The sequence below is a fragment of the Blautia sp. HCP28S3_G10 genome (assembly GCF_052065235.1).
Taxonomy (GTDB): Bacteria; Bacillota; Clostridia; order Lachnospirales; family Lachnospiraceae; genus Blautia_A.
In genome coordinates, this window is record NZ_JBQHUL010000005.1 from 12,021 (window position 1) to 37,514 (window position 25,494).

A 25,494-nucleotide genomic window follows, 5' to 3' on the forward strand; every position below is an offset into this window, starting at 1 on the left:
GGTGGGGAGATAATGGCAGATAAAAAAAATAGTACACAACCTGAGACCGGTGCAGGTCAGATAGAAAAAGAAAAACTGGAATCGGTCAAAAAGGCTGATGCAGCTGTAAAATCCATGAGCGATTTTACCAGCCCGGAAGTGCTGTATCAGGAGCTGATTTCCAGTGTGAAAAAGTATCATCCTTCTACAGATATTTCTATGATACAGAAAGCTTATGAAGTTGCCAGAGAAGCACACAAAGACCAGAAAAGAAAATCAGGTGAACCATATATCATTCACCCGCTTTGTGTTGCAATCATTCTTGCAGACCTGGAACTGGACAAAGAAACAATCGTGGCTGGTCTTCTTCATGATTCTGTAGAAGACACATGGATGACCTATGAAGAAGTAGAAAAAGAATTCGGGTCAGAAGTTGCTCTTCTGGTTGATGGTGTTACCAAGTTGGGACAGTTGAACTATTCTGCTGACAAGGTAGAACTGCAGGCAGAGAATCTCAGAAAGATGTTTCTTGCCATGGCAAAGGACATCAGGGTTATCCTTATTAAGCTGGCTGACCGCCTTCATAATATGCGTACTCTGCAGTATATGAGACCGGAAAAACAGCAGGAAAAAGCCAGAGAGACAATGGATATTTACGCACCGATAGCCATGCGTCTTGGTATTTCAAAGATCAAAGTAGAACTGGATGATCTTTCACTTAAATATCTGAAGCCTGATGTTTATTATGATCTGGTTGATAAAGTTGCACTTCGTAAAAGTGAACGTCAGAATTTTGTAGACGGAATTGTCAAACAGGTTAAACAGCATATGGAAGATGCTGATATCAAGGCGCAGGTAGATGGAAGAATCAAGCACTTCTTTAGTATATATAAAAAAATGGTCAATCAGGACAAAACAATTGACCAGATTTATGATCTGTTTGCAGTCCGTATTCTTGTGGATACAGTCAAGGACTGCTATGCGGCACTTGGCGTTATCCATGAAATGTACAAACCGATCCCGGGGCGTTTCAAAGATTACATTGCTATGCCGAAACCGAACATGTATCAGTCTCTTCATACAACGCTGATCGGACCGAACGGACAGCCTTTTGAGATTCAGATACGTACTTTCGAAATGCATAAGACTGCGGAATATGGTATTGCCGCACACTGGAAATATAAGGAATCTTCTGATGGAAAGGTCCCTGTGGACAAAAGAGAAGAAGAAAAACTTAACTGGCTCCGTCAGATTCTTGAATGGCAGAGAGATATGTCCGATAACCGGGAGTTTATGAGTCTTCTCAAAAATGACCTGGACCTTTTTGCGGACAGTGTATACTGTTTCACTCCTCAGGGAGATGTAAAAACACTGCCGAATGGCTCCACGCCGATTGATTTTGCTTACAGTGTGCACAGCGCGGTAGGAAACCGTATGGTTGGTGCCAGGGTAAACGGCAAACTTGTGCCGATTGAATACCAGATCAAAAACGGTGACAGAATTGAGATTATTACTTCTCAGAATTCCCAGGGACCAAGCAGAGACTGGCTGAAACTTGTCAAGAGTACACAGGCAAAAAACAAGATCAACCAGTGGTTTAAGAAAGAACTTAAGGAAGACAACATACTGAAAGGCAAAGAAATGCTTTCACAGTATGCAAAATCTAAAGGTTTTAAACTGAGTATCTACACAAAAAATCAGTATCTGGAATCTGTAATGCGTAAATATGGTTTCAGGGACTGGGACTCTGTACTTGCCGCAATCGGTCATGGAGGACTGAAAGAAGGACAGGTATTTAACAAACTTGTTGAAGCATATGAAAGAGAAAATCAGAAAAATCTTACAGACGAGCAGGTTCTGGAAGCTGCATCTGATTCTCAGGAAAAACTCCACATTACCAAGAATAAAGGCGGAATTGTTGTTAAGGGTATTCATGATGTTGCAGTAAGGTTCTCGAAATGCTGCAGTCCGATACCGGGTGATGAGATAGTGGGATTTGTCACAAGGGGAAGAGGAATTACAATTCACCGTACAGATTGTGTGAATGTACTGAATATGTCTGAAGCAGACAGAACCCGTCTGATCGAGGCTGAATGGCAGCCGGTAGACAACAAGGGTACCGAAAAATATATGGCAGAGATTCAGGTCTATGCAAATAACCGTACAGGCCTTCTTGTTGACCTGTCCAAAATTTTTACTGAACGTAAGATTGATATGAGAACGATCAACAGTCGTACCAGCAAACAGGAAAAGGCTACGATTTCAATCAGTTTTGAAATCGGAAGTAAAGAAGAACTTGCGTCACTTGTTGCCAAAATCCGCCAGGTGGAGAGTGTTATTGATGTGGAACGTACAACTGGCTGACAGCAGAAAGGATCATTATGAGTAAACTGGAATTGCAGAAATGCATACTTGGAAGTGTATATACAAACTGTTATTTTCTGAAAAACAAAGAAACAGGAGAAATGATCATTATTGATCCTGCAGCCTGTCCGGAAAAAATTATCCAGAAGGTAAATGAAATGCAGGGAAGACCGGTCGGAATCCTTCTGACACATGGACATTTTGATCATATTCTTGCAGCTGATGCAGTACGCCGGGAGTATGGAATCCAGGTGTATGCCTGCGCAAAAGAAGTGAATACACTCATGAATCCCGGAATAAATCTTTCTCAGTACCACGGACAGTCCGTCACTCTGCAGGCAGACATACTTTTGTCAGATCTTCAGGTTATTGATCTTGCCGGATTTTCAGTACAGATGATCGAGACACCCGGACATACAGAAGGAAGCTGCTGTTATTATCTGAAAGATGAAGGCGTGCTTTTCAGTGGTGATACAGTATTTCAGGGTTCGGTAGGAAGAACAGATTTTCCGAACGGAAGTACAGCTGAGATTGTAAGAAGTCTTCACAAACTTCTGGATGCACTGCCGGAGGAGACAGAAGTTTATCCCGGACATGATGCATCTACAACTATTGGCTATGAAAAGAGGTACAATCCATTTGTATAAAATCGGAATTTTGTTTCTCGAAAGAGAATTTGAACATGATATTTATGAACTGATAAGAGCCTTTTATCCGGAAAGCAGCCTGACTTCTTTTTACAGCAGTGAGGAAGTGACGGAATGTGACCTGTTTTTCCGGATAGAAGATCAGGATGGCTGCTGTCTGATCGGCTATGAAAATGAAGAGAAAAAAGGTGCGATAACCGCAGAATTCACAGAGGGGCAGTCTTCGGATGCCCTTATTTCTTGTGATAAGGACAGAGCCCATGCGGTTCGCAAAGAAAGAAAAGATCAGCTGAAATTTGCTCTTTATCAGCTGCTTGTGAAACTTACAGGAAAAACACTTCCCTGGGGAAATCTTACGGGTATCCGCCCTGCAAAGCTTGCAATGGGACTGATTGAATCCGGAATGAAAAATACAGAAGCTGCCCGGGAAATGAGAGAACGTTATCTTGTGAGCCCGCAGAAGACAGCACTTGCGATCACGATTGCAAACAGAGAAAGAGAAATACTGAAAAATATTGATTATGAGAATGGTTACAGCCTTTATGTGGGAGTTCCGTTCTGCCCAAGTATCTGCCTTTACTGTTCTTTCAGTTCTTATCCTCTGAAACAGTGGAAGGACCGTGTTGATCTTTATCTTGAAGCTCTCTGCAAAGAAATCCATGAAGTGGCACAGATGATGAAAGGACGTAAGCTTGATACGATTTATATCGGAGGGGGAACACCTACAACACTGGAACCATATCAGCTTCAGAAACTTCTGGATGCACTGAGTGAGTCATTTGGCTTTGACGGACTGGAAGAATTTACAATAGAGGCCGGTCGGCCGGACAGTATCACCAGAGAAAAACTGATGATGATCCGTAATTATCCTGTGACCAGAATTTCAGTAAATCCGCAGACAATGAATCAGGAAACACTTGATATCATCGGGCGGAGGCATACAGTAGAAGAAACGAAGTCAGCTTTTGCGCTTGCGAGAGAATGTGGCTTTGACAATATTAATATGGATCTGATCGTAGGACTTCCGGGCGAGGACAGACTTATGGTTGAGAATACATTGAGAGAAGTAAGAACTCTGGCACCGGACAGTATGACAGTGCATTCTCTTGCTGTAAAGAGAGCAGCGCGCCTGAATATTTTCAGAGACAGATATCAGGAAATGACTTTTGAAAATAATCAGGAGATCATGGATATGACCATGAAAGCAGCCTATGAGATGGAAATGGGTCCCTATTATCTGTACAGACAGAAGAATATGAAGGGAAATTTTGAAAATGTCGGTTATGCAAAGGTTGACAAAGCCGGGATTTACAATATACTAATTATGGAGGAAAAACAGCCGATCATAGCACTGGGGGCTGGTGGTTCCTCAAAACTTGTATTTGATCACGGAAATCGAATTGAGCGTGTTGAAAATGTCAAGGATGTTACTAATTATATAGAACGTATCGATGAAATGATCGAAAGAAAAAGAACAGGTATCAGAACCTGGCTGTGAAATTAGGAGGTGTGCCTTTTGAGTCTGGCACAACAGGCGGTGGCAAAGTCATCGGACAGAATTCTTGATCTTGATTTGTCAACTGAACTGAATCATGGAATTGTAGTCAGTAATCTTGCTTATGATGTGGCGAAAGAACTGGGGAAAGATGAAACATTCTGTTATCAGATGGCAATCGCTGGTTTGCTTCATGATATTGGCAAGCTGAAACTGACCGGATACATTGATGGTCAGGAAAAGGATCCGCTTCTGATCGAAGAACTGAAATATGTGAGGATGCATTCCGCGCTTGGATATGAAGAACTGAAAAATCAGAATTATTCGGAGACAGTTCTGAAAAGTATTCTTTATCACCATGAAAACTATGATGGAAGCGGTTATCCGGAGAATCTTTCCGGTGACAGCATTCCACTTGGGGCAAGGATCCTGAGAGTCTGTGATGTTTATGCGGCACTGAGTTCTGACAGGCCTTACCGCAAAGCATTTGATGTTGAGACAGTGATGGAATTGATGATCGATGAAATCAAAAACTTTGACATGGAAGTTTTTCTTGCATTTCAAAGAGTAATACATAACAATGAATAACAGGAGGTCAGTATGGCATTAAAGAAAAAACCGGTTACCGGTATGAAGGACATTTTACCCAGAGAGATGGAAATCCGTAATTATGTGATGAATATGATCAGGGAGACATATGGCTCTTTTGGATTTTCATCAATAGAAACTCCATGTGTAGAACATATCGAGAACCTCAGCAGCAAGCAAGGGGGCGAAAATGAAAAACTTATCTTCAAAATTCTGAAACGTGGAGAAAAACTGAAACTTGATACAGCAGAGACTGAAGCAGACCTGGTAGATTCCGGACTTCGTTATGACCTGACAGTTCCTCTTTCCAGATATTATTCAAACAATGCAAATGAACTTCCGGCGCCTTTCAAGGCACTTCAGATGGGAAATGTATGGAGAGCCGACAGACCGCAGAGAGGACGTTTTCGTCAGTTTATGCAGTGTGATATTGATATCCTGGGTGAGTCTACCTACATGGCAGAGATTGAACTGGTTCTGGCAACTACCACACTTCTCGGCAAACTGGATTTTCATAATTTTACTATCCGAATCAATGACCGTAAGATTCTGAAAGCAATGGCACAGTACAGCGGATTCCCGGCAGAAAGCTTTGATACAGTATTTATTATTCTGGACAAGATGGACAAGATTGGTCTTGAAGGTGTCGCAGAAGAACTGGAAAAGGAGGGCTTCGCAAAAGAGAGCATCGATACTTATCTTGGAATGTTCAAGGAAATCACTTCGGATATTGAAGGTGTTCGTTACTGTAAGAAAAAATTGAGTGAAGTACTGGATCCGAAGGTTGCAGAAGATCTGGAAACAATTATTTCCGCAGTTGACGCTGTAAAAACAGCAGACTTCAAGATTTCATTTGACCCGACACTGGTTCGTGGAATGTCTTACTATACAGGACCGATTTTTGAGATCGCAATGGACGAATTTGGCGGTTCTGTAGGCGGCGGCGGCCGTTATGATGAAATGATCGGTAAATTTACAGGACAGAATACATCTGCCTGCGGATTTTCTATTGGATTTGAACGTATCGTTATGCTTCTTCTGGAACGTGGATATCAGATTCCGAGAGCAGGAGAAAAGAAAGCATATCTTATTGAAAAAAATATGCCGGCTGACAAACTGCTTACAATTCTGAAACAGGCAGCCGAAGAACGTAATAATGGTGTTCAGGTAAATATTTCTATTATGAAAAAGAACAAAAAATTCCAGAAAGAACAGCTGACAAATGAAGGATATACTGAATTTGTAGAATTTTTCAGGGATAAATAAAGGAGACAGAATCATGGCTGAAAGTATGAAAGGTCTGCACAGAACATGCCGATGTGCAGAAGTAACAAAAGAAATGACCGGCAGTAAAGTAACTCTTATGGGCTGGGTACAGAAGGCACGTAACAAAGGTGGAATCGTTTTTGTTGACCTTCGTGACCGTTCCGGTATCATGCAGTTGATTTTTGAAAACGGAAGTATTGATCAGGAAGGTTTTGAAAAAGCCGGTAAATTGAGAAGTGAATTTGTTATTGCAGTTACAGGTACAGTTGAGAACCGCTCAGGAGCTGTAAATACAAACCTGGCTACAGGAGAACTTGAGATCCGTGTAGATTCTCTGCGTGTTCTTGCTGAGGCAGAGGTACCGCCTTTCCCGATTGAGGAAAACAGTAAAACAAAAGATGAAATCCGTCTGAAATATCGTTATCTTGACTTGAGAAGACCTGACCTTCAGAGAAATATCATGCTGAAGAGCAAAGTCTGCCAGCTTACCCGTAAATTCTTTACAGAAGAGGGATTCCTGGAAATTGAGACTCCTATGCTTGGAAAGAGTACACCGGAAGGGGCAAGAGATTATCTTGTACCGTCCAGAATCCACCCGGGTTCTTTCTATGGACTTCCACAGTCTCCACAGCTTTACAAACAGCTTCTGATGTGTTCCGGATACGATCGTTATATCCAGATTGCACGTTGTTTCCGTGACGAGGACCTTCGAGCTGACCGTCAGCCTGAATTTACTCAGATTGATATGGAACTTTCTTTTGTAGACGTTGATGATGTCATTGATGTCAATGAACGTTTCCTTGCATATCTTTTCAAAGAAGTGCTTGATGTTGATGTAAAACTTCCAATCCAGAGAATTACATGGCAGGAAGCTATGGATCGTTTCGGCTCTGACAAACCTGACATGCGTTTCGGAATGGAACTTCATGATGTAAGCGATGTAGTAAAAGACTGTAATTTTGTAGTATTTAAGGGCGCTCTTGAAGCAGGTGGTACAGTTCGCGGTATCAATGCAGAAGGTCAGGGCACAATGCCACGTAAAAAGATTGACAAACTGGTTGAATTTGCGAAAGGTTACGGTGCAAAAGGCCTGGCTTACATTGCAATCGGAGAAGACGGTACACGTAAATCTTCTTTCGCAAAATTCATGACAGAAGAAGAGATGGATGCTCTTGTTCAGGCTATGGATGGAAAGAACGGAGATCTGCTTCTTTTTGCAGCTGATAAGACAAAACTTGTATATGACGTACTTGGTGCACTTCGTGTGGAACTTGCGAAACAGATGGATCTTCTTGACAAGAATGAATACAGATTTGTATGGGTAACAGAGTTCCCGCTTCTTGAGTGGAGTGAAGAAGAAAACCGTTATACAGCAATGCATCATCCATTTACAATGCTTATGGATGAAGATATACCGTTGATCGAAAGCGGAGATCTTGGAAAAATCCGTGCAAAAGCATATGACATTGTACTGAATGGTAATGAAATCGGTGGAGGAAGTGTTCGAATCCATCAGAATGATATTCAGGAAAAAATGTTCGAAATGCTTGGATTCACAAAAGAAGCTGCTCATGAACAGTTCGGTTTCCTTCTGAATGCATTTAAATACGGAGTTCCGCCTCACGCAGGACTGGCATACGGCCTGGATCGTCTTGTTATGCTTATGGCGAAAGTTGACAGTATCCGTGATGTCATTGCATTCCCGAAAGTTAAAGATGCTTCCTGCCTTATGACAGAGTCTCCGAGCAGGGTAAGTGAAGACCAGCTGGAAGAACTTGGCCTGGAAGTTGCTCCGGAAGAAGAAAAAGAATAAACAATAACAAAAGACCTGTATTTCCATGAATGCTATGGAGTACAGGTCTTTTGCTGTGTTTTTGTTATATGTAGTTGTTATTCGCTTTCCTGAGAAACAGGGGTACTGCTTAAAGTACCGAAAATTGCTGAACCAATTGCAGTATTACTGTCCTGAAGTTTCCAGGAAACACCGTCATTCATGAGATGGAAAACGGCAGAGGAAGCAGTTGTTGCCGTATTTTTCTCGATATTATTCAGAAGCAGGTTCAGGGAAGTTGTATATCGCTTGGTGGAACCGTCAATTACTGCATCAGGAGAAGAAAGATATGTGTCAAGTTCCTCCTGATAGGCAGATAAAATTGCGTTACTGTCAAAGGTTGTTATGGCAGCTTCAACAACTGCCGTATAACTTTCTGTTTCACAGCTGGTAATTTTAAAATCAAAATTATTATGGACCTGTTCGACAAGTGCTGCCGCAATTGAATTTTTGTCAGAATCGGCAGAATTCATAAGGCTTTCCAGGCCGAGATAATTTCCCATCTGTTCGGTATCCATTTTTTTGAGGGTTTTCAGGTAGACGGTCAGTGTATCTTCCGGTGAAAGGAGATCACTGTCAGACAGATAAGTCATAAGTCCGCCGACAAGGTCATTTTCCAGGGTGTGTGTTCTCTGGATCTCCCACACTTCACTGTCTGTTCCTGTATCTTTCAGAGTGATGGTACAGTCACGTTCTACAGTATCATACTCATTCTTTTTCAGAAGTTTGTCCAGAACAAGATAGCGGTCTTCAAGTGAAGGGGAGCTTTCTTCTGTGGTCAGTGAATCAGAAGCAGCAGCCTGAAGTATTTCGGAGCGAAGGAAAGCTTTTGCATAATCAGTGGCAAGCTTCCGTGCATCTATAGTGGTAAGTTTCAGAGATGCAGAGGCTTCTTTTTTATCCGTGTCGACGTTTATGGTAAGAATTTTGTAGTTGAAATCTTTAAAAAAGAGAGAAAAAACTTCCTTTACTTCCTTGGAAAGTTCAGTATCTTCAGTTGCGTCAGGAAAAAGTTCTTTGTAGGATACATATTTCCGGGTCGTGTCAGTATCCAGATTTTTGAGTAAATCCAGTTCATTTGTGATTACACCTTCTACATCTGTCTTATCTGTGTGGGAACAGCCGGTAACAGTGATGACGGCCAGAATAATCAGAAGAAAGGGTAACAGACCTTTTGCGATCTTCATAGGTATCTTTCCTTTCAAAAATAGTCCCTGTTATTTTACCAGATAACTGAGAAAAAGTCAAAAAATCGGTGATTTCGGCTGATTTATAAAAGAAAAAACAGTGAAAAAAATGTGAAAACTGAAGGGATTTCCCAGAGGACTTTTCTTTTAAAGGCTAATCTGATATTATATATAGAGTCAAAACACCTGTTACAGAAGCAGTTATTTAATGGTGTAAAATATAAAAAAGTAGTTATTTTAAATGGTAACAAAACAGTCTGGTGTATTTTTTATGATCCAAACTGAGGAGGAAATAAATCTATATGAAGAAAAAATTACTGATTCTTCTTGGAATTCTTATTATTGGAGGAGGAGCCGGCGGTGTCTGCTGGAAAATGGGCCTCTTCGGACAGGAACAGGTTTCCGGTGATGCAGTTTATGTATCTGAGGTAAGTGCTATCACAGGAGAGGTTTCAGGGGTTACTAACCGCTATGCAGGAGTAGTGGAACCTCAGGAAACCGTACAGGTAGAACTCGAAAGCGGACGTACTGTAAAGGAAGTGCAGGTAAAGACAGGCGAACAGGTCAAAAAGGGCCAGCTTCTTTTTGAATATGATCTCAGCAGTATCCAGCAGAGCCTGGAGGAGGCGCAGCTTGATCTTGACCGTCTGAAAAATGAGGCTGCCAGTCTGCAGGAACAGATTGCAACTCTTGAAAAAGAAAAGAAACAGGCAAGCAAGGACAGTCAGCTGTCATATACGATTGAGATTGAAACAAATAAGATGAATCTCAAAAAAAATGAGTACAGTCAGAAAAGTAAATCAGCAGAGATAGTGAAACTTCAGAATGCTACCGGAAATACAGAGGTACGAAGCAGTATTGACGGTGTGATTCAGAAGATAGATACTTCAAAACTTTCATCAGAAGACGGAGATGAGGTTTCAGATGACGGCACAATGGACGATTCCGATATGTCTTCAGGTGCTTCAGAAAGTGACGGAAGCAGTGGAAATGGTTTTATTACAATCCTCAGTACAGGTGCTTACCGTGTAAAAGGAACTGTAAATGAGCTGAATATTCAGAATATTGTAGAGGGGGAGCCTGTTATAGTTCGATCAAGGGTTGACAGCACACAGACCTGGAAAGGAACTATGGGAACTATAGATAAGGACACTGCGTCCTCAAGCAATAATAACAGCTATTCATCTTATTCAGACAGCAGTGATGATTCACAGACATCTTCCAGTACATATCCGTTTTATGTAAATCTTGATTCTTCTGATGGTCTCATGCTGGGACAGCATGTATATATTGAGCCTGATGAAGGTCAGGAAGAAAAGAAAGCTGGACTCTGGTTGAGTGAAGTTTATATTGTTGATGCAGATACGGAAAACCCGTATGTATGGGCAGCAAATGATAAGAAAAAACTGGAAAAGAGATCCGTGATCCTCGGACAGTATGATGAAAATCTCGGAGAATATGAGATTGCAGACGGACTTTCCAAGAGTGATTATATTGCATATCCGTCAGATAGCATTAAAGAAGGTCAGGCTACCACAACAAACAGTGAGGCGGCAGACAGTGTGGATATGGAACCAATTGAGGACAGTTATACGGATGATTTTTCAGAGGATGATTTCTCTGAAGATGATGGATCATATGATGGCGTTGATGAAGAATATGAGAGTGATGATGATGGTACAGTGATCGATGATCCGGAGATGCTGGATGAAGGTGATGAAACAGAAGATTACTCCTATTCCGATGAAGATTCAGAAATTACAGATGGTGACGAAGATTCATTAGATACTGATCTTATGCCGGCAGAAGATGATACGGAGGAAGAGGAATGATTCTTCAGTTAAAAAATATATACAAAGATTACCAGCAGGGGAAGATGATTGTTCCGGTACTCAAGGATATAAATTTTTCCATGGAAGAAGGAGAGTATGTGGCAATCATGGGACCCTCCGGTTCAGGTAAGACAACGCTGATGAATATCATAGGTTGTCTGGACAAACCAACCAAGGGTGAGTTTTTGCTGGATGGACAGAATGTAAACAAATGTACTGAAAATGACATGTCAGATATCAGGCTGAATAAGATAGGATTTGTTTTTCAGAGCTTCCACCTGCTTCCCAGGCAGTCTGCACTGTCTAATGTGGAAATGCCGCTGAATTATGCAAAAGTCCCCAAGAAGGAGCGTAAAGAAAGAGCGCTGAAAGCTCTCGACAGAGTGGGACTTGCAGACAGGGTTGACTTTAAACCGAATCAGCTTTCCGGCGGTCAGATGCAGAGGGTTGCCATTGCAAGAGCAATTGTAAATAATCCGAAACTGCTTCTGGCAGACGAACCAACGGGTGCACTGGACAGCAAGTCAGGTGCTCAGGTTATGGAGCTCTTTCAGAAACTTAATGATGAAGGAGTTACTGTCCTGATGATCACTCATGATCCGGATATAGCTTCCCACGCCAAACGGGTAGTCATGATCCGCGACGGGGAGCTGAGGGAAAAAGAGGTGAAAGAATGAAGAAAAAAATCATCATAGGTATTCTAGTAGCTGCCCTGATAGCAGGAGGAGCTGCCGGCGGTGGCGTATATTATAGAAAGTCTCACCAGAAAACAGTTTCAGTAGTCAGTGTGGATAGTCTGGCTGGTCAGTATTATGCAGAAGATACAAATCTGGATGGAACTATCACGACCAGTGCAGTGCAGAATATCAGTGTTGATAAGGATATGATCATTCAGGAACTGTATGTTTCCAAGGGCGATTCTGTAAGTAAAGGAGATAAGCTGATCTCTTTTGATATGACTCTTGTGGAAATGGAACTTAAGATCGCAAAGCTGAAACAGCAGCAGCAGGAACAAAATCTGAATAAGGCTATCAACAGGCTGAACAGTCTGAAAAACGGCGGACCAATAGAAGAATCTGATGGAGATACTACAGATACTTCTTCAGATTTGTCCACTGATACTGATACAGACACAACAGGAGATGAAGATGACGTCGAAGCGTCAGCAGCAGGAAGCGTTTCTGGGGCATATCTGGCGGCTGTTATGAGACCGGTACTCGCAGCTGCTGATATATTTACTGATGAGTTCACTGATACAGAAGAAACGCAGAGTGCTTCAGCTCAGATTGAAGAGGAAAGCAATTCTGCAACAGATGGAAACTCAGAAACAGGTGATTCTGACAACGGAAATGCAGATACCTCGCAGGATGAAATCAGCGTAGATTTCAGTTCTGACGAAGACGATATAAATGGCAGTGGCGGCAATGCTGATGGAAGTAACAGTGCGGATACACCTGATATTTCTGCAGATACAGATACATCTGAAACAGAAGATACAGATGAGAGTGACCTCACTGGGGAGGATATCTCTGATATCATAGAAGATACAGATCCGGGATCGGATCCAGGAAATTCAGATATCACAGATGGTGAGCCGAATTTTTATCAGGTTCTGGACAGCGATTCAATGCCTTTTAAGGGAAAAGGAACAAAGAAGAGTCCTTATGTATTCCTCTGCAGTTCAGCAAAGGGATACGTGACAGCGAAGGGTTCTTTCCTGAACAAAATGGCAGGTTATAAAGATGATGGAACAAAAGATTTCGGAGTAGACGGTTACTGGTATAAACTGGAATTTCATCAGAATGATACGATTACAGATTTTACAAATCGTAAGGAATCCTGCACAGGATATTATCTGATTGATGGAAGCCTTCTGGATAAGATGGTGGATGAAAATTCAGAAGTGGAATTCAGTCTTGATGAAGCATCTCATTATGAGAAGGAAGATCCGGATCCCGGTGGAGGCGGAGATGGAAGTGATGACAGCTCATCTACTGTTTCCAGAGCAGATGCCATTAAGATACAGCAGATGAAGATTGACAGCCTGAAACTTGATTTAAGGGAAAGTAAGATCGAAATCGAAAAGCTTGAGAAAAAAGTAAAAAAACAGACGATTTACAGTAAGCTGGATGGAACTGTGGCAAGAGTCGGCGATCCGGTGACAGGCTCTTCGAGCGGAAATTATTTTATGACAATCAAAAATAAAGATGGATTTTATGTAAAAGGAACTGTCAGCGAACTTATGCTGAATCAGGTAAAAGAGGGCACGAAACTCCAGTGTTCCGGTTCTACAAATTTTGAGGCAGATGTAATCTATGTGTCAGATTATCCTGTATCAGGAGACAGTTACGGAGGAAGCGGAAATCCCAATGTTTCTTATTATTCTTATCTTGCCTCCATACCTGACAAGTCAGTAATAGTATCGGAAGACGACTGGCTTACAGTTACATTGAAAAGCGATTCACAGCAAAACGGAATTGTTCTGGACAAGGCATTTGTGCGTTCTGAGAATGGAGTAAGCTATGTCTACAAAGATGACAACGGAGTTCTGAAAAAACAGATTCTTAAAGTCGGTGGAAATGTAAATGGCGGTTACAGCGTTCTGGTAACAGGTGGCATTTCAAGAGATGACAAAATTGCTTTTCCCTATGGTGATACGGTAAAAGAAGGTGCAGCTACAGAAGAAGTTTCGCTTAATGATTTTTATGGTTATTAGAAAGGTGGAGCATTATGATTGAAAATTTAAGGATATCCATTCAGGGAATCTGGTCACACAAAATGCGTTCCTTTCTTACTATGCTGGGTATTATTATCGGAATAGCATCTATTATTGCAATTGTATCAACAATCAAGGGAACAAGTGAACAGATTAAAGAAGACCTGATTGGTTCAGGAAATAATACAGTTACAGTGAGTTTGTATTATGGAGACGATACTTATGATCCTGAATATGGGATAGGCGGGAGCAGTCAGCCACCGATCCTTTCCGATGATCAGAAATCAGATGTAATGGATGCCTCTCATGTAGAAACGGCAACATTTTTCTATTCACGTTCTTACACAAGTAATGTATATTACCAGAATACCAGTTTCCAGGGCGGCACAGTCTATGGAATTGACCAGAATTATCTTGAAACCTGTGGATACCAGGTTCGTTCTGGAAGAGGTTTTATCAAGAAGGATTATGATGAGATCCATAAAGTTGTACTGGTGGACAGTAATGCTGCGGAGACTCTTTTTCCAGGGGAAGATCCTCTGGGGAAAACAATTGAGATTGGCTCAGAACCATTTACTGTGATAGGAGTGATTCAGCAGAGCGACAGTCATCTGCCGAATATTTCCACGATTGACCAGTATTATGAGTATTCTCAGGTTGTAACAGGTGCAGTAATGATTCCTGACAAATGCTGGCCTATGGCATTTCAGTTTGATGAACCTGAGAATGTAGTCATAAAAGCAGACTCCACTGACAATATGAGCAGTGCAGGGAAGGCGGTCGCAGATATACTTAATCAGGGAATTGACAGCAATACATCAAAATTCAAATACAAGGCAGACGATGTTATGGAACAGGTTAAGAAACTGCAGAATCTCAGTCAGAGTACCAATAATCAGTTGATATGGATTGCAAGCATCTCGCTCCTTGTTGGTGGTATCGGTGTAATGAATATCATGCTTGTTTCTGTTACAGAGAGAACAAGGGAAATTGGTTTGAAAAAGGCAATCGGGGCAAGAAAAAAGGTGATTCTGTTCCAGTTTCTGACAGAAGCTTCCATGCTGACAAGTATAGGAGGCATAATTGGTGTAATTGTGGGAATTGTTCTGTCGAAAGTGGTATCACAGCTCTCAGGAGCACCTACGGCGATCAGTGTACCGTCTATCATAGGATCGGTGCTGTTTTCTACACTGATTGGAATTATATTCGGACTGCTTCCTTCTGTAAAGGCGGCAGATCTTAATCCGATCGATGCACTTCGAAGTGAATAAATAATTACAAAAGCAGGTACTTTCAGTCAGTGAGGTGACACCTCAAAGGCAGAAAGTATCTGTTTTTGTAATATTTGAATAAAAAAACTGTTATCACCTTTCATTTTTTCAATTGTGATACAGACTAAAATGTGCTAAACTATAACCAGTATGCAATTAATCAGGAAGAACCAGATGAGGAGAATACAGTATGGGAAAAATTGCAATAGTAACTGACAGCAACAGCGGTATTACTCAGGACGAAGGAAGAGTCCTTGGTGTCTCTGTGATTCCGATGCCTTTTTATATTAATGAAGTAATGTACCTGGAGGGAATTACCCTTTTACAGGAAGAATTTTATGAAAAACTGAAAAATGATGAGCCTATCTCCACATCCCAACCCGGACCAGCAGATGTCTGTGGTTTGTGGGACAGACTTCTGGAAGAAAATGATGAGATTGTTCATATTCCGATGTCCAGTGGATTAAGTAATTCATGTGAGACAGCTATGGCTCTGGCGAGAGATTATGACGGTAGGGTACAGGTTGTAGATAACCAGAGAATTTCTGTAACACAGCGCCAGTCTGTTCTGGATGCGCTCGAACTTGTGAAAGCAGGATTCAGTGCGATACAGATTAAAGAGAGACTGGAAGCAGAAAAAATGGAATCCAGTATTTATATCACACTGGAAACGCTGAAATATTTAAAAAAAGGTGGACGTATCACACCTGCGGCAGCAGCTATCGGTACAGTTCTGAATTTGAAACCGGTACTTCAGATCCAGGGAGAGAAGCTGGATGCCTATGCAAAAGTCAGAGGCAAAAAACAGGCAAAACGTGTCATGGTAAAGGCTATAAAAGAAGATTTTGAGAATCGTTTTGCAAAATATGTCGAAAGTGGTGAAATGTGTCTGGAAATGGCATATACAGGAAACAGGGAAGAAGCAGAAGAATTCAAAAAAGAAGTTGAAAAAGAATTTCCGGGAATGGAAATCCAAATGGATCCTCTGTCATTGAGCGTAGCCTGCCATATCGGACATGGCGCACTGGCAATAGCATGTGCCAAAAAGGTAACAGTATAAAGGGGTAAGAGTATGAAAAAATTAATGGAATTAATGGCGGAAGAACTTGCTTCTGCTTTTGAAAAAGCGGGATATGCATCGGAATATGGAAAGGTAACAGTATCCAACAGACCTGATCTCTGTGAATTTCAGTGTAATGGAGCAATGGCAGGTGCAAAAGCATATAAAAAGGCTCCGTTTATGATTGCAGATGATGTAGTGGCATTCTTAAAGGACAGTAAGATTTTTTCTATGGCAGAAGTTGTAAAGCCTGGATTTATTAATCTCAAAGTAAAAGAAGAATTCCTTGCAGATTATCTGAAAAAAATGGAAGCAGATCCTAAATACTCAGTAGAGACTGCAAAAGAGCCGAAAACAATTATCATTGATTATGGCGGACCGAATGTTGCAAAACCTCTTCATGTAGGACATCTCCGTTCAGCTATTATCGGTGAAAGCATCAAACGTATCGGAAGATATGTAGGACATAGGGTGATCGGTGATGTTCATCTTGGAGACTGGGGACTTCAGATGGGACTTATCATTACTGAACTTAAACACCGCAAACCTGAGCTGGTTTATTTTGATGACAGCTACGAAGGAGAATATCCGAAGGAAGCACCGTTTACGATCAGCGAACTGGAAGAAATTTATCCATGCGCAAGCGGTAAATCAAAAGAGGATGAAGAATACCGTAATGAAGCTCTTGAGGCAACTCATCAGCTGCAGCAGGGAAAACCAGGATACATGGCGCTGTGGAATCATATCATGCAGGTTTCTGTGACAGACCTTAAGAGAAATTATGCAAATCTTAATGTTGACTTTGATCTCTGGAAAAAAGAATCTGATGCACAGCCGTATATTCCGGACATGGTTCAGAAGATGAAAGATCAGGGATTTGCATATGAAGATCAGGGAGCTCTCGTTGTAGATGTCAAAGAAGAAACAGATACAAAGGAAATCCCTCCGTGTATGCTTCTGAAATCAGATGGTGCCTCTCTGTATACAACCACAGACCTTGCAACGATTGTTGAACGAATGAAACTGTTTGATCCTGATGAGATTCTGTATGTGGTTGATAAACGTCAGGAACTTCATTTCATTCAGGTATTCCGTTGTGCAAGAAAAACAGGTCTTGTAAAAGAGAATACAAAACTTTCTTTCCTTGGATTTGGTACGATGAATGGCAAGGATGGCAAACCATTCAAAACAAGAGAAGGCGGCGTTATGCGTCTCGAAAATCTTATCGCAGATATTGATGAAGAGATGTTTGATAAAATTGTAGAGAACAGAAGTGTCAAAGACAAAGATGCAAGAGAGACTGCTGAGATTGTTGGCCTTTCTGCTATTAAATATGGCGATCTTTCCAATCAGGCTACAAAAGATTATATCTTTGATATTGACAGATTTACTTCATTTGAGGGAAATACAGGACCGTATATCCTTTATACTATCGTAAGAATCAAATCTATCCTGAACCGCTATAAAGAAGAAGGCGGAAATCCGGATGCAGGTCAGATTCTTCCGGCAGTAAATGCAAGCCAGAAAAATCTTATGCTTGAACTGACAAAATTCGGCAGCACTGTTGAAAGTGCTTTTGAAGAAAAAGCGCCGCATAAGATCTGTGCATATATTTATGAAGTGTCCAATGCATTTAACAGCTTTTATCATGAGACAAAGATCCTCAGTGAAGAAGACCAGGCGCAGAAAGAATCTTTCCTGAAACTTCTTGGACTTACAAAGAGTATTCTGGAGACAAGTATTGATCTTCTTGGATTTTCCGCACCTGACCGTATGTAATGCATTGCATGACGCGCATCTCGCAGCAAGAATGCAGAGGCATTCTTGAATTAACAGCCTTATTCCCAGGAGTAGGGCTGTTTTTTATAAAAATTTCAGAAACAAAAAGTACATTCTGTGCTATAATCAAAGAATAATAATTCTGCTGCCGGTTTTCTCCGGTTCGTATTCCACAAAAGAGAATGATAATAACCGAATAAAAGGAGATGGTTTTATAAATCTTACTGGGATGATCCTGAAAAGGAGATACTGTATTCTGGAACAGATCGGACAGGGAGGAGAAGGCTCCATGTACCTTGCCAGGGATCTGGAACTTGGGACTTTACGTGCAGTGAAGGTACTGCCGCTTACAAGCAGCAGGGAGGCAAAACTGCTCAGACTTCTGGAACATCCGTCACTTCCGAAAATGTTTGATTTTGCAGAAAAAGATGACTGCTGTTATCTTGTTATGGAATATATTCACGGGAAGTCTTTTGCACAGCATCTGAGAGAGGGAAGAGAATTTTCGATGAAGGAAATTCTGTCTGCAGGCAGAACTGTACTGGATATTCTGGGATATCTTCATACAAGAAAACCGGCAGTCTGTTATGGTGACATGAAACCGGATAATCTGATGCTCTCGGAAACCGGGCGGATCTATCTGGTGGATTTCGGGAGTGCAGTCACTGTCCGTGGAGTATATCCGAGAGAATGCAAGGGTACTGTCGGGTATGCCGCACCGGAACAGTATAAGGGGAAAATGAGCGCAGCCAGTGATCTGTACGGGCTTGGAAAAACGCTTGAGAAACTTTGTGGCAGGAATCGCTGGAAGTATTTTCTTATGTGTCCTCAGTTTGGATATTTTATATGGAAATGTTGTCTTACTGATGAAAAGAAACGCTGGAAAAATACAGGAGAGGCTGCGTTATATTTGGAGAAAATCGAGCCTGTGAAAATAAAGCTGAAAACTGCACTGTTTCCGGCAGCAGGTATTCTTGCTGTTGTTTTGCTGCTTATGACAGGAGGACATGGACATAAAGAAATGCCTGTCATGGAGCAGATACTTTCTCCTGTCACAGCCTGTTACTATTCGTTTGAGTATAGGAACGGGAGTCGTGAACTCCGGACTGCAGCAGAACTGAATATTGAAAAAATCCTGCAGCGTTTACTGAAAGTATACAGCAATAAAGAAGATCAGATACGGATACTGGAACTTCTGGCTTTGAATGGAGAACTGCAGGCTGCCCCCGAAAAAGCAGAGGCTTATTACAGTCAGCTTCTTATGTATGAACCGGAATATGGAAATGGATATATAAAATATGGCAGATATCTGTGCAGACAGAATAAGACTGGCGAAAGCAGTGAAATACTGAAGAAACTGAAAGAAAAGCAAAAAGAAAATTTTGAGATTCAAAAAAATACAGATCAGGAGGCGTTAAGGTTATGGGAGGAAGATCTGGAGTCATAAAAAAAATTCTGCTGATACTGGTGATTTGGGGAATACTGTCTGTTGGATCCGGAGAAAAACAGATAAAGGCAGAAGATGCTTTGTGGGAAAATCAGGGAGAATGGGGCACAGATACAGGAAATGATTCAGAAGAAGATAATGGGGAATGGAATAATGAGTCTGAATATTATGAAGAAAGTGACAGTCTTCTGGAAGATAATGAGAAAGGGTACTGGCAGCAGGGAGGATTCAGCGACAGTCCTGATGAAAGTCGTGGAAACGGAAACAACGAAAACCAGACAGTGAATAAGGCATATGGGAGTTATGAAACCAGCAGTGAATATGGAAATAAAAGTAATACACCGGAAAACAGCCAGAATATACAGACTGAAGATTCAGCAGATATTCTGACATCAGTGACATCGATGCCAGAAAATAATACCATACAGGTAACGGCAACTCCATCGGTATCTGCGGAACAAAAAAATGCTTCAGAAGTGACACCTGAACCGAAGGTGACAGTAACTCCGAAAGAGACAGTAACTCCGAAAGTAACAGTAACTCCCGTGGCACCAGTAACTGCGACTGTAACAATGATGCCGGAGACATTACCTGAGGAAAATAAAACACTGTCTCCAAAACTTTATTTCTGGTCGGCAAAAATCGAAAAAGGTTCACAGGCAGAAATCCTTATGAATCCAGGAACAGAAAGTGAACTGATCTCTGCCAGAATCAACGGGCAGGAACAATCCTGGAAACGATACGGTAATAAAGTGATTCTGAAACTGGAACAGCATAAGCAAAGTTGTATAGAACTTACATTTCTAGGCATAGAAGAATTATCATGGACGGAAAGAAAAAACAATGTTATACTGTGCTATAACATTTTGTAAATGATTTGTAACTGTGAGGATACTGAACAGTTACAATAATTCTGAAAATACAACTGGAGGATATTATGTATAAAGCAATTTTATTTGATCTGGATGGGACTCTGACAGAATCCGGCGAGGGCATTACGAAATCTGTACAGTATGCACTTGGAAAACTTGGAAAACCGGAAGAGGATCTGGAGAAACTGAAGGTATTCATCGGACCACCTCTTATGGAGCAGTTTATGAAATACGCAGACCTTGATGAAGAAACTGCAAGAAAAGCGGTTGAATATTACAGGGAACGTTATTCAGAGAAGGGAATCTTTGAAAACAGACCGTATCCCGGAGTTGAAGATATGCTGAAAGAACTGAAAAGAAAAAAATATCTTCTGACAGTAACTTCGTCCAAACCGGAATATTATGTGAAACAGATCCTTGATCATTTCCAGTTGACCGGATATTTTGATGAGATCGTAGGCAGTGAAATGAATGGAAAACGTACCAATAAGGCAGAAGTGATCGAAGAAACTCTCTCAAGACTTCATATGTCTGATAAACGTGATCAGGTGATCATGATAGGTGACAAAGAGCATGATGTGTTTGGCGCACGTAAGGCAGGTCTTAAGTGTATTGCAGTTTCTTATGGCTATGGTACAGAAGAAGAACTGAAAAATGCAGCTCCATTTAAGACAGTTGTATCAACAGATGAAATTCTTGATTTTTTCGCCTGAGCCCTCTTCGCAGACAGAGTCATATACGACATATTTGGAGAGTCCTGTATCCCTGTGGAATCCATTTTCTGGTTTCACAGATTGTAGGATATGCGGGACTCTGGATTCTTATGAAGATGAACGGAGGGGGGAGTCAGGTTTATTATGATAATGCAGTGCTTCTGACAGGGATAACGGGAATACTTGCTATGCTTCCCTGTCTGTATTTATACAGAAAAGATCATATTGCGAGAAAAGCAGGTGCGCTGATTCCGCAAAAAACAGCGGCAGGAAAGCTGACTGCAGGTGAAGTGACACTGATATTTGTTATGGGAGCTGCATTTTCCCAGTTTGCAAACATGTTTGTGGCGCTTTTGCAGTCATTTATTGATTATCAGGAATATCAGGAAACAATGGATCAGATTACAGGTAACAAAAGCCTTGGTTTTCTGATCATCTGCATGGGAGTGATCGCTCCGATCGCAGAAGAAGTGGTATTTCGGTGGCTGATCTATCTGAGACTGCGTGATTATATGAAAATGGGCGCTGCAGCAGTAATCTCCGGACTGATTTTTGGTATTTATCATGGAAATCTGGTACAGGCTGTTTACGCCAGCATACTGGGAATGGTGTTTGCATGTTTTCTGGAACTCACCGGAAATCTGTGGACAAGTGTTTTGCTTCATATGGGAGCAAATATCTGGTCGCTGGTATCGCCGTATGTTGTACAGTGGCTGATGGAGGAATATGTTTTAAGTATTTTTCTGATGGTTTTATTGTTTATCGTTGTAATGGTTTTGGGTACAGGTTATTTTATCAGAAAATCAGAATCAGTCTATGACAGAATTATATAGAATACGAATAAGTGTTTCTGCCGGAAGTGGTGGAGGCACTTTTTTATATTTATTTTAGAATTATTAAGAAATATATAATTGTATTAATGGAAAGTATATGGTAACATAAGTGTATTAAAACAATTAATACACTCAACACACAAAAAGAAAGGGGGATGTTCTTGATCATTTTAGATTATCAGGACCGGCGGCCAATATATGAACAGGTCACTGAGAAGTTCAGAACACTGATCTATCAGGGTGTGCTTTCGCCTGGTGAGAGGCTTCCTTCTGTAAGACAGATGGCTATGGAACTGTCCATAAATCCCAATACGATCCAGAGAGCATACATGACGATGGAACAGGAGGGTCTTATCTATCCGGTAAAAGGTAAAGGGAATTTTGTTGCGGATATCTCCAGTATCCGGCAAAAAAGCAAAGAGGATTTTTACAGAGAATTCCGACAGATCATCAGTAAAGGCATGAAACTTGGCATTGAAAAAAATGAGCTTCTTGATTTGGTACAGAAAGAATTTGAGGAGGGGAACAGATGATAGATATCAGGGAATGCAGCAAGTCCTTCGGGTCAACTGAAGCTGTGAAGAATGTTTCCATGCAGATAGGAGAACGGGAAGTATTCGGACTTGTCGGCAGCAACGGTGCAGGAAAGAGTACACTTCTTAGGATGGCAGCAGGTGTACTGAAACCGGAACAGGGAGATGTACTGATTGATGATATGCCTGTATTCGATAATGAAGAGGCAAAACAGAATGTTTTTTATCTTTCTGATGAATGTTATTTCCCGGCAAATTATACACCGGCAGATATGGCTGAATACTGCAGCCTGTTTTATCAGAAATTTGAAAAGCAGCGATTTATAAAACTGATGCGTCAGTTTCAGCTTGATGAAAAGCAGAGGATCAGTTCTTTTTCAAAGGGTATGAAGAAACAGCTTCAGATTCTTCTGGGAATCAGTGCAGGGACAAAATATCTTCTGTGTGATGAGACTTTTGACGGGCTGGATCCTGTAATAAGGCAGGGTGTAAAAAGCCTCCTGGCATCAGAGATCATGAGCCGTGATTTTACACCGGTACTTGCTTCACATAACTTAAGAGAGCTGGAAGATATCTGTGATCATGTGGGGCTTCTGTATCAGGGAGGAATGCTTCTCAGCAAAAGTCTGGAAGATATGAAATTTCATATTTATAAAATACAGTGTGTACTTTCGGACAATGAGAAAGAAAAAGAATTAAGAAAAGAACTTGATATTCTGAAAATGAATCATCAGGGTTCGCTCCTGATTTTTACAGCAAGAGGGACAAGAACAGAGATTATGGGAAAAGTTCAGGCAAAGAATCCTCTGTTCTGTGAAGTGCTTCCATTAAGTCTGGAAGAGATATTTATCAGTGAAACGGAGGTGGCAGGATATGAAATCCGGAATTTATTCTTTTAAACATATAAAGACAGAGTCCAGGGGAAACTGGTGGATTCCCGCAATACTTTTGCTTGGATTCCTTCTCGCATTTCCTGTTGCAGAACTTCTGATGCTGGGAAACTGGAAAGATATTGGATATACTGCAGAGCAGATGGATATTCTTTATGAAAATCTGTGGAGAGACGGAATGGTTCTTACAGGTGCGGCAGTTGCTGTGATTGCTGCCATATGCAATGGAATTAACGGCTTTCAGTATCTTTATTCCAGGAAGAAGACAGATTTTTATCACGGCCTTCCTGTAAAACGGTCGAGGATGTTCTGGCAGAAAGTATATACAGGGCTTATTTATTACCTGATCCCATATCTTATAATGGAATTTCTGGCAGTATGTATTGGTGCCATAAAAGGATTTTTCAACCTGAAACTGATGCTTATGGCGGTACAGCTTCTGGGTATTCATCTTCTGATTTATCTTCTTATATACTTCTGCATTGTACTGATCATAAGTATTACAGGAAATGCACTGGCCGGAATTCTGAGCGCTGTTTTCATTGGAGCATACAGTGGTGTTTTAAGTATTCTGCTGGGAATTTACGGGGAGACTTTTTTCAGAACATATTACAGGGCTGATGTATACAGTATTGTGGGAATCCTTGAGGGAACTTTTTCTCCGGGAGGACTGGTAATGCAGATGCTCCAGAAATACAGAACTGGTGAAAGTTATAAAATCTGTCTGCTTGTTCTGGTAGTGACGGCTCTTCTGATGGAGCTTGCCAGACTGGCCTATGTAAAAAGACCGTCGGAAGCTTCCGGAAAAACTATGGTATATAAATGGACAGAAGTAGTGATACGTTTTATGGTCGTGGTACCATTTGGGCTTGGAACCGGCTGGATTTTTTATGGACTGACTGTCGGAAAAACAAGGATGATCTGGTGGATTTTCGGACTTCTTCTTGGAACGGTTATATCACATGGCCTGATGGAAACTGTATATCAGATGGGTTTTCATGGATTTTTCAACAAAAAACTTCAGCTTTGTATTGCAGGGATCCTGGTTATCATCTGCGCATTTGGATATAAACAAGATCTGCTTGGATATGACCGTTATTGTCCGAAACAGGAGGATATTGCATCTGTGAATGTAGGAATGATGTCATTTCTGTCGGATTCAAATGCTGTAGTCGAAGAAAACAGCGATGGAAGCTACAGTGTCACAGAAAGTTATAAATGGTATAATCCGGCATTTACGCTGTCTGATAAAAACGGTGGTATAGGTGATGAAACTTATGAGGCACTGAAAGAAGCAGCAGCCGGTACGAGAGAATTCAGCAGTGAAGTCTATCATGGAAATGCATATAGTGTGTATGTAAAATATATCCTGAAATCCGGAAGGAATATCTGGAAAAGCTATGTGCTAAAAGATGAAGTGGTGGAAAAACTTCTGCGTGGTCTTTATAATGAAGAAAATTTCAAAGATCAGAAATATGATTTCCTGAAACTTGATCCGAAGTATATTGACGAACTGGATCTTGTGGCAGCAGACAATGTTTCTCATACGTTATATAATGACAGTGACCGTTCAGAAGGCAGAAAAGAGTTCATAGATGCTCTGAAAAAAGACGTGGAATCTGCAACGACAGAAGAGCTGATGTCAGTACCGACAACAAGGCTGGATATCATGTACAGACTGCCGGGAAAAACTGATGCAGATCATATGTCACCGGATCCGCAGTATGATACTTCCGTGTATGGAGACTTGAGCATCTATGTATATCCTTCTTTCAAAAATACACTTGAAATTCTCAGAAAAACAGGCTATCCTCTTTCCATAGAAGAGCTTGATATCACAAAGGTCAAAATCCACTATACAGATCTTGATGATGACGAGAATCCGGATGAGATCGTAGAATATGATTCTTCGGAGGAAATAAAGAAGCTGGAAGCCGCAATGTCTCTGGGAACGGTTGGTGTTTTTTCAAATGCACGGTCAGAGATCGTAAGTAATCTTACAGCAGAGCTTGAAATAAAAGATCATGAGAATACAGTCATCGCAGATCTTCTGAAAGACAGACTCCCTGATTTTGTTATAAAGAAGATGCAGGAAAAGGGAATGGAAGTGGAAGAGTCCACGATAACGGAAGCAGCTGTGATCGGTGGAGCAGATGAACCTACAACAATAGAACTAAAATAAAGGAAATGA

The 25,494-nt window shown here is 41.2% G+C and carries 20 protein-coding genes; 19 read left to right on the forward strand and 1 reads right to left on the reverse strand.

The features are described from left to right. Nucleotides 1–12: 12 nt before the first annotated feature. From ACTNB8_RS03725 to aspS, 6 genes are read left to right on the forward strand one after another with little or no spacing between them, the layout of a single operon-like run. Nucleotides 13–2,343 (forward strand): RelA/SpoT family protein, encoded by a 2,331-nt coding sequence (locus ACTNB8_RS03725; protein WP_441052421.1) that lies wholly within the window; start codon nucleotides 13–15, stop codon nucleotides 2,341–2,343. A 17-nt stretch (nucleotides 2,344–2,360) separates the two neighbouring features. Further along, nucleotides 2,361–2,990: an MBL fold metallo-hydrolase gene (locus tag ACTNB8_RS03730; RefSeq protein ID WP_441052423.1), complete on the forward strand. Its 630-nt coding sequence runs from the start codon at nucleotides 2,361–2,363 to the stop codon at nucleotides 2,988–2,990. After that, nucleotides 2,962–4,488, forward strand: a complete 1,527-nt coding sequence (hemZ, locus tag ACTNB8_RS03735) for a coproporphyrinogen dehydrogenase HemZ (protein ID WP_441052556.1) — start codon at nucleotides 2,962–2,964, stop codon at nucleotides 4,486–4,488. Before ACTNB8_RS03730 ends, hemZ begins: the two co-directional genes overlap by 29 nt. A 9-nt stretch (nucleotides 4,489–4,497) precedes the next feature. Continuing rightward, nucleotides 4,498–5,073, forward strand: a complete 576-nt coding sequence (locus ACTNB8_RS03740; RefSeq protein ID WP_441052425.1) for an HD-GYP domain-containing protein — start codon at nucleotides 4,498–4,500, stop codon at nucleotides 5,071–5,073. A gap of 12 nt (nucleotides 5,074–5,085) precedes the next feature. Then, nucleotides 5,086–6,339, forward strand: a complete 1,254-nt coding sequence (gene hisS, locus ACTNB8_RS03745) for a histidine--tRNA ligase (RefSeq protein WP_441052427.1) — start codon at nucleotides 5,086–5,088, stop codon at nucleotides 6,337–6,339. A gap of 13 nt (nucleotides 6,340–6,352) precedes the next feature. Beyond that, a complete protein-coding gene (aspS, locus tag ACTNB8_RS03750; RefSeq protein WP_441052428.1) occupies nucleotides 6,353–8,152 on the forward strand; it encodes an aspartate--tRNA ligase in 1,800 nt (599 codons plus the stop codon). A gap of 77 nt (nucleotides 8,153–8,229) precedes the next feature. On the opposite strand, the gene ACTNB8_RS03755 is transcribed toward aspS, so the two are convergent. Continuing rightward, nucleotides 8,230–9,357, reverse strand: coding sequence for a hypothetical protein (locus ACTNB8_RS03755; protein WP_441052430.1), 1,128 nt, complete (start codon nucleotides 9,355–9,357; stop codon nucleotides 8,230–8,232). A 302-nt stretch (nucleotides 9,358–9,659) separates the two neighbouring features. On the opposite strand from ACTNB8_RS03755, the gene ACTNB8_RS03760 reads away from it, so the two are divergent. The 13 genes from ACTNB8_RS03760 to ACTNB8_RS03820 all read left to right on the forward strand — a co-directional run bounded on the left by ACTNB8_RS03760 (nucleotide 9,660) and on the right by ACTNB8_RS03820 (nucleotide 25,485). Next, on the forward strand, nucleotides 9,660–11,189 hold the full coding sequence (locus ACTNB8_RS03760) for an efflux RND transporter periplasmic adaptor subunit (RefSeq protein ID WP_441052431.1): 1,530 nt from the start codon (nucleotides 9,660–9,662) through the stop codon (nucleotides 11,187–11,189). Next, on the forward strand, nucleotides 11,186–11,866 hold the full coding sequence (locus ACTNB8_RS03765) for an ABC transporter ATP-binding protein (RefSeq protein ID WP_441052432.1): 681 nt from the start codon (nucleotides 11,186–11,188) through the stop codon (nucleotides 11,864–11,866). The genes ACTNB8_RS03760 and ACTNB8_RS03765 overlap by 4 nt, the downstream gene beginning before the upstream one ends. Further along, nucleotides 11,863–13,905 carry a hypothetical protein gene (locus ACTNB8_RS03770; RefSeq protein ID WP_441052433.1) on the forward strand — a complete coding sequence of 681 codons (2,043 nt, stop codon included), beginning with the start codon at nucleotides 11,863–11,865 and terminating at the stop codon, nucleotides 13,903–13,905. Before ACTNB8_RS03765 ends, ACTNB8_RS03770 begins: the two co-directional genes overlap by 4 nt. 14 nt (nucleotides 13,906–13,919) lie before the next feature. After that, the gene (locus ACTNB8_RS03775; RefSeq protein ID WP_441052434.1) at nucleotides 13,920–15,176 is read left to right on the forward strand and encodes an ABC transporter permease; all 1,257 of its coding nucleotides are present in this window, start codon (nucleotides 13,920–13,922) and stop codon (nucleotides 15,174–15,176) included. 190 nt (nucleotides 15,177–15,366) lie between these two features. Then, the gene (locus tag ACTNB8_RS03780; RefSeq protein ID WP_441052435.1) at nucleotides 15,367–16,236 is read left to right on the forward strand and encodes a DegV family protein; all 870 of its coding nucleotides are present in this window, start codon (nucleotides 15,367–15,369) and stop codon (nucleotides 16,234–16,236) included. Between the two features lie 12 nt (nucleotides 16,237–16,248). After that, on the forward strand, nucleotides 16,249–18,015 hold the full coding sequence (gene argS, locus ACTNB8_RS03785; protein WP_441052436.1) for an arginine--tRNA ligase: 1,767 nt from the start codon (nucleotides 16,249–16,251) through the stop codon (nucleotides 18,013–18,015). Between the two features lie 229 nt (nucleotides 18,016–18,244). After that, the gene (locus ACTNB8_RS03790) at nucleotides 18,245–19,462 is read left to right on the forward strand and encodes a serine/threonine protein kinase (protein WP_441052437.1); all 1,218 of its coding nucleotides are present in this window, start codon (nucleotides 18,245–18,247) and stop codon (nucleotides 19,460–19,462) included. Then, nucleotides 19,438–20,334 (forward strand): hypothetical protein, encoded by an 897-nt coding sequence (locus ACTNB8_RS03795; protein ID WP_441052438.1) that lies wholly within the window; start codon nucleotides 19,438–19,440, stop codon nucleotides 20,332–20,334. Before ACTNB8_RS03790 ends, ACTNB8_RS03795 begins: the two co-directional genes overlap by 25 nt. A 65-nt stretch (nucleotides 20,335–20,399) precedes the next feature. Further along, the gene (locus tag ACTNB8_RS03800) at nucleotides 20,400–21,047 is read left to right on the forward strand and encodes an HAD-IA family hydrolase (RefSeq protein WP_441052439.1); all 648 of its coding nucleotides are present in this window, start codon (nucleotides 20,400–20,402) and stop codon (nucleotides 21,045–21,047) included. A gap of 110 nt (nucleotides 21,048–21,157) precedes the next feature. Beyond that, on the forward strand, nucleotides 21,158–21,880 hold the full coding sequence (locus ACTNB8_RS03805) for a lysostaphin resistance A-like protein (protein WP_441052441.1): 723 nt from the start codon (nucleotides 21,158–21,160) through the stop codon (nucleotides 21,878–21,880). A 155-nt stretch (nucleotides 21,881–22,035) separates the two neighbouring features. Further along, on the forward strand, nucleotides 22,036–22,413 hold the full coding sequence (locus ACTNB8_RS03810) for a GntR family transcriptional regulator (RefSeq protein ID WP_441052442.1): 378 nt from the start codon (nucleotides 22,036–22,038) through the stop codon (nucleotides 22,411–22,413). Beyond that, entirely contained in the window at nucleotides 22,410–23,312 is a 903-nt protein-coding gene (locus tag ACTNB8_RS03815; RefSeq protein WP_441052443.1) for an ABC transporter ATP-binding protein, read from the forward strand. The genes ACTNB8_RS03810 and ACTNB8_RS03815 overlap by 4 nt, the downstream gene beginning before the upstream one ends. After that, nucleotides 23,287–25,485, forward strand: a complete 2,199-nt coding sequence (locus tag ACTNB8_RS03820; RefSeq protein ID WP_441052444.1) for a DUF6449 domain-containing protein — start codon at nucleotides 23,287–23,289, stop codon at nucleotides 25,483–25,485. Before ACTNB8_RS03815 ends, ACTNB8_RS03820 begins: the two co-directional genes overlap by 26 nt. Nucleotides 25,486–25,494 lie beyond the last annotated feature (9 nt).

Bases quoted from the DNA above. Each gene is read 5' to 3' on its own strand.
- ACTNB8_RS03725 (WP_441052421.1), top strand. From the start codon at position 13: ATGGCAGATAAAAAAAATAGTACACAACCTGAGACCGGTGCAGGTCAG.
- ACTNB8_RS03730 (WP_441052423.1), top strand. From the start codon at position 2,361: ATGAGTAAACTGGAATTGCAGAAATGCATACTTGGAAGTGTATATACA.
- hemZ (WP_441052556.1), top strand. From the start codon at position 2,962: ATGAAAAGAGGTACAATCCATTTGTATAAAATCGGAATTTTGTTTCTC.
- hisS (WP_441052427.1), top strand. From the start codon at position 5,086: ATGGCATTAAAGAAAAAACCGGTTACCGGTATGAAGGACATTTTACCC.
- aspS (WP_441052428.1), top strand. From the start codon at position 6,353: ATGGCTGAAAGTATGAAAGGTCTGCACAGAACATGCCGATGTGCAGAA.
- ACTNB8_RS03755 (WP_441052430.1), bottom strand. From the start codon at position 9,357: ATGAAGATCGCAAAAGGTCTGTTACCCTTTCTTCTGATTATTCTGGCC.
- ACTNB8_RS03760 (WP_441052431.1), top strand. From the start codon at position 9,660: ATGAAGAAAAAATTACTGATTCTTCTTGGAATTCTTATTATTGGAGGA.
- ACTNB8_RS03765 (WP_441052432.1), top strand. From the start codon at position 11,186: ATGATTCTTCAGTTAAAAAATATATACAAAGATTACCAGCAGGGGAAG.
- ACTNB8_RS03770 (WP_441052433.1), top strand. From the start codon at position 11,863: ATGAAGAAAAAAATCATCATAGGTATTCTAGTAGCTGCCCTGATAGCA.
- ACTNB8_RS03775 (WP_441052434.1), top strand. From the start codon at position 13,920: ATGATTGAAAATTTAAGGATATCCATTCAGGGAATCTGGTCACACAAA.
- ACTNB8_RS03780 (WP_441052435.1), top strand. From the start codon at position 15,367: ATGGGAAAAATTGCAATAGTAACTGACAGCAACAGCGGTATTACTCAG.
- argS (WP_441052436.1), top strand. From the start codon at position 16,249: ATGAAAAAATTAATGGAATTAATGGCGGAAGAACTTGCTTCTGCTTTT.
- ACTNB8_RS03790 (WP_441052437.1), top strand. From the start codon at position 18,245: ATGATCCTGAAAAGGAGATACTGTATTCTGGAACAGATCGGACAGGGA.
- ACTNB8_RS03795 (WP_441052438.1), top strand. From the start codon at position 19,438: ATGGGAGGAAGATCTGGAGTCATAAAAAAAATTCTGCTGATACTGGTG.
- ACTNB8_RS03800 (WP_441052439.1), top strand. From the start codon at position 20,400: ATGTATAAAGCAATTTTATTTGATCTGGATGGGACTCTGACAGAATCC.
- ACTNB8_RS03805 (WP_441052441.1), top strand. From the start codon at position 21,158: ATGAAGATGAACGGAGGGGGGAGTCAGGTTTATTATGATAATGCAGTG.
- ACTNB8_RS03810 (WP_441052442.1), top strand. From the start codon at position 22,036: ATGTTCTTGATCATTTTAGATTATCAGGACCGGCGGCCAATATATGAA.
- ACTNB8_RS03815 (WP_441052443.1), top strand. From the start codon at position 22,410: ATGATAGATATCAGGGAATGCAGCAAGTCCTTCGGGTCAACTGAAGCT.
- ACTNB8_RS03820 (WP_441052444.1), top strand. From the start codon at position 23,287: ATGAAATCCGGAATTTATTCTTTTAAACATATAAAGACAGAGTCCAGG.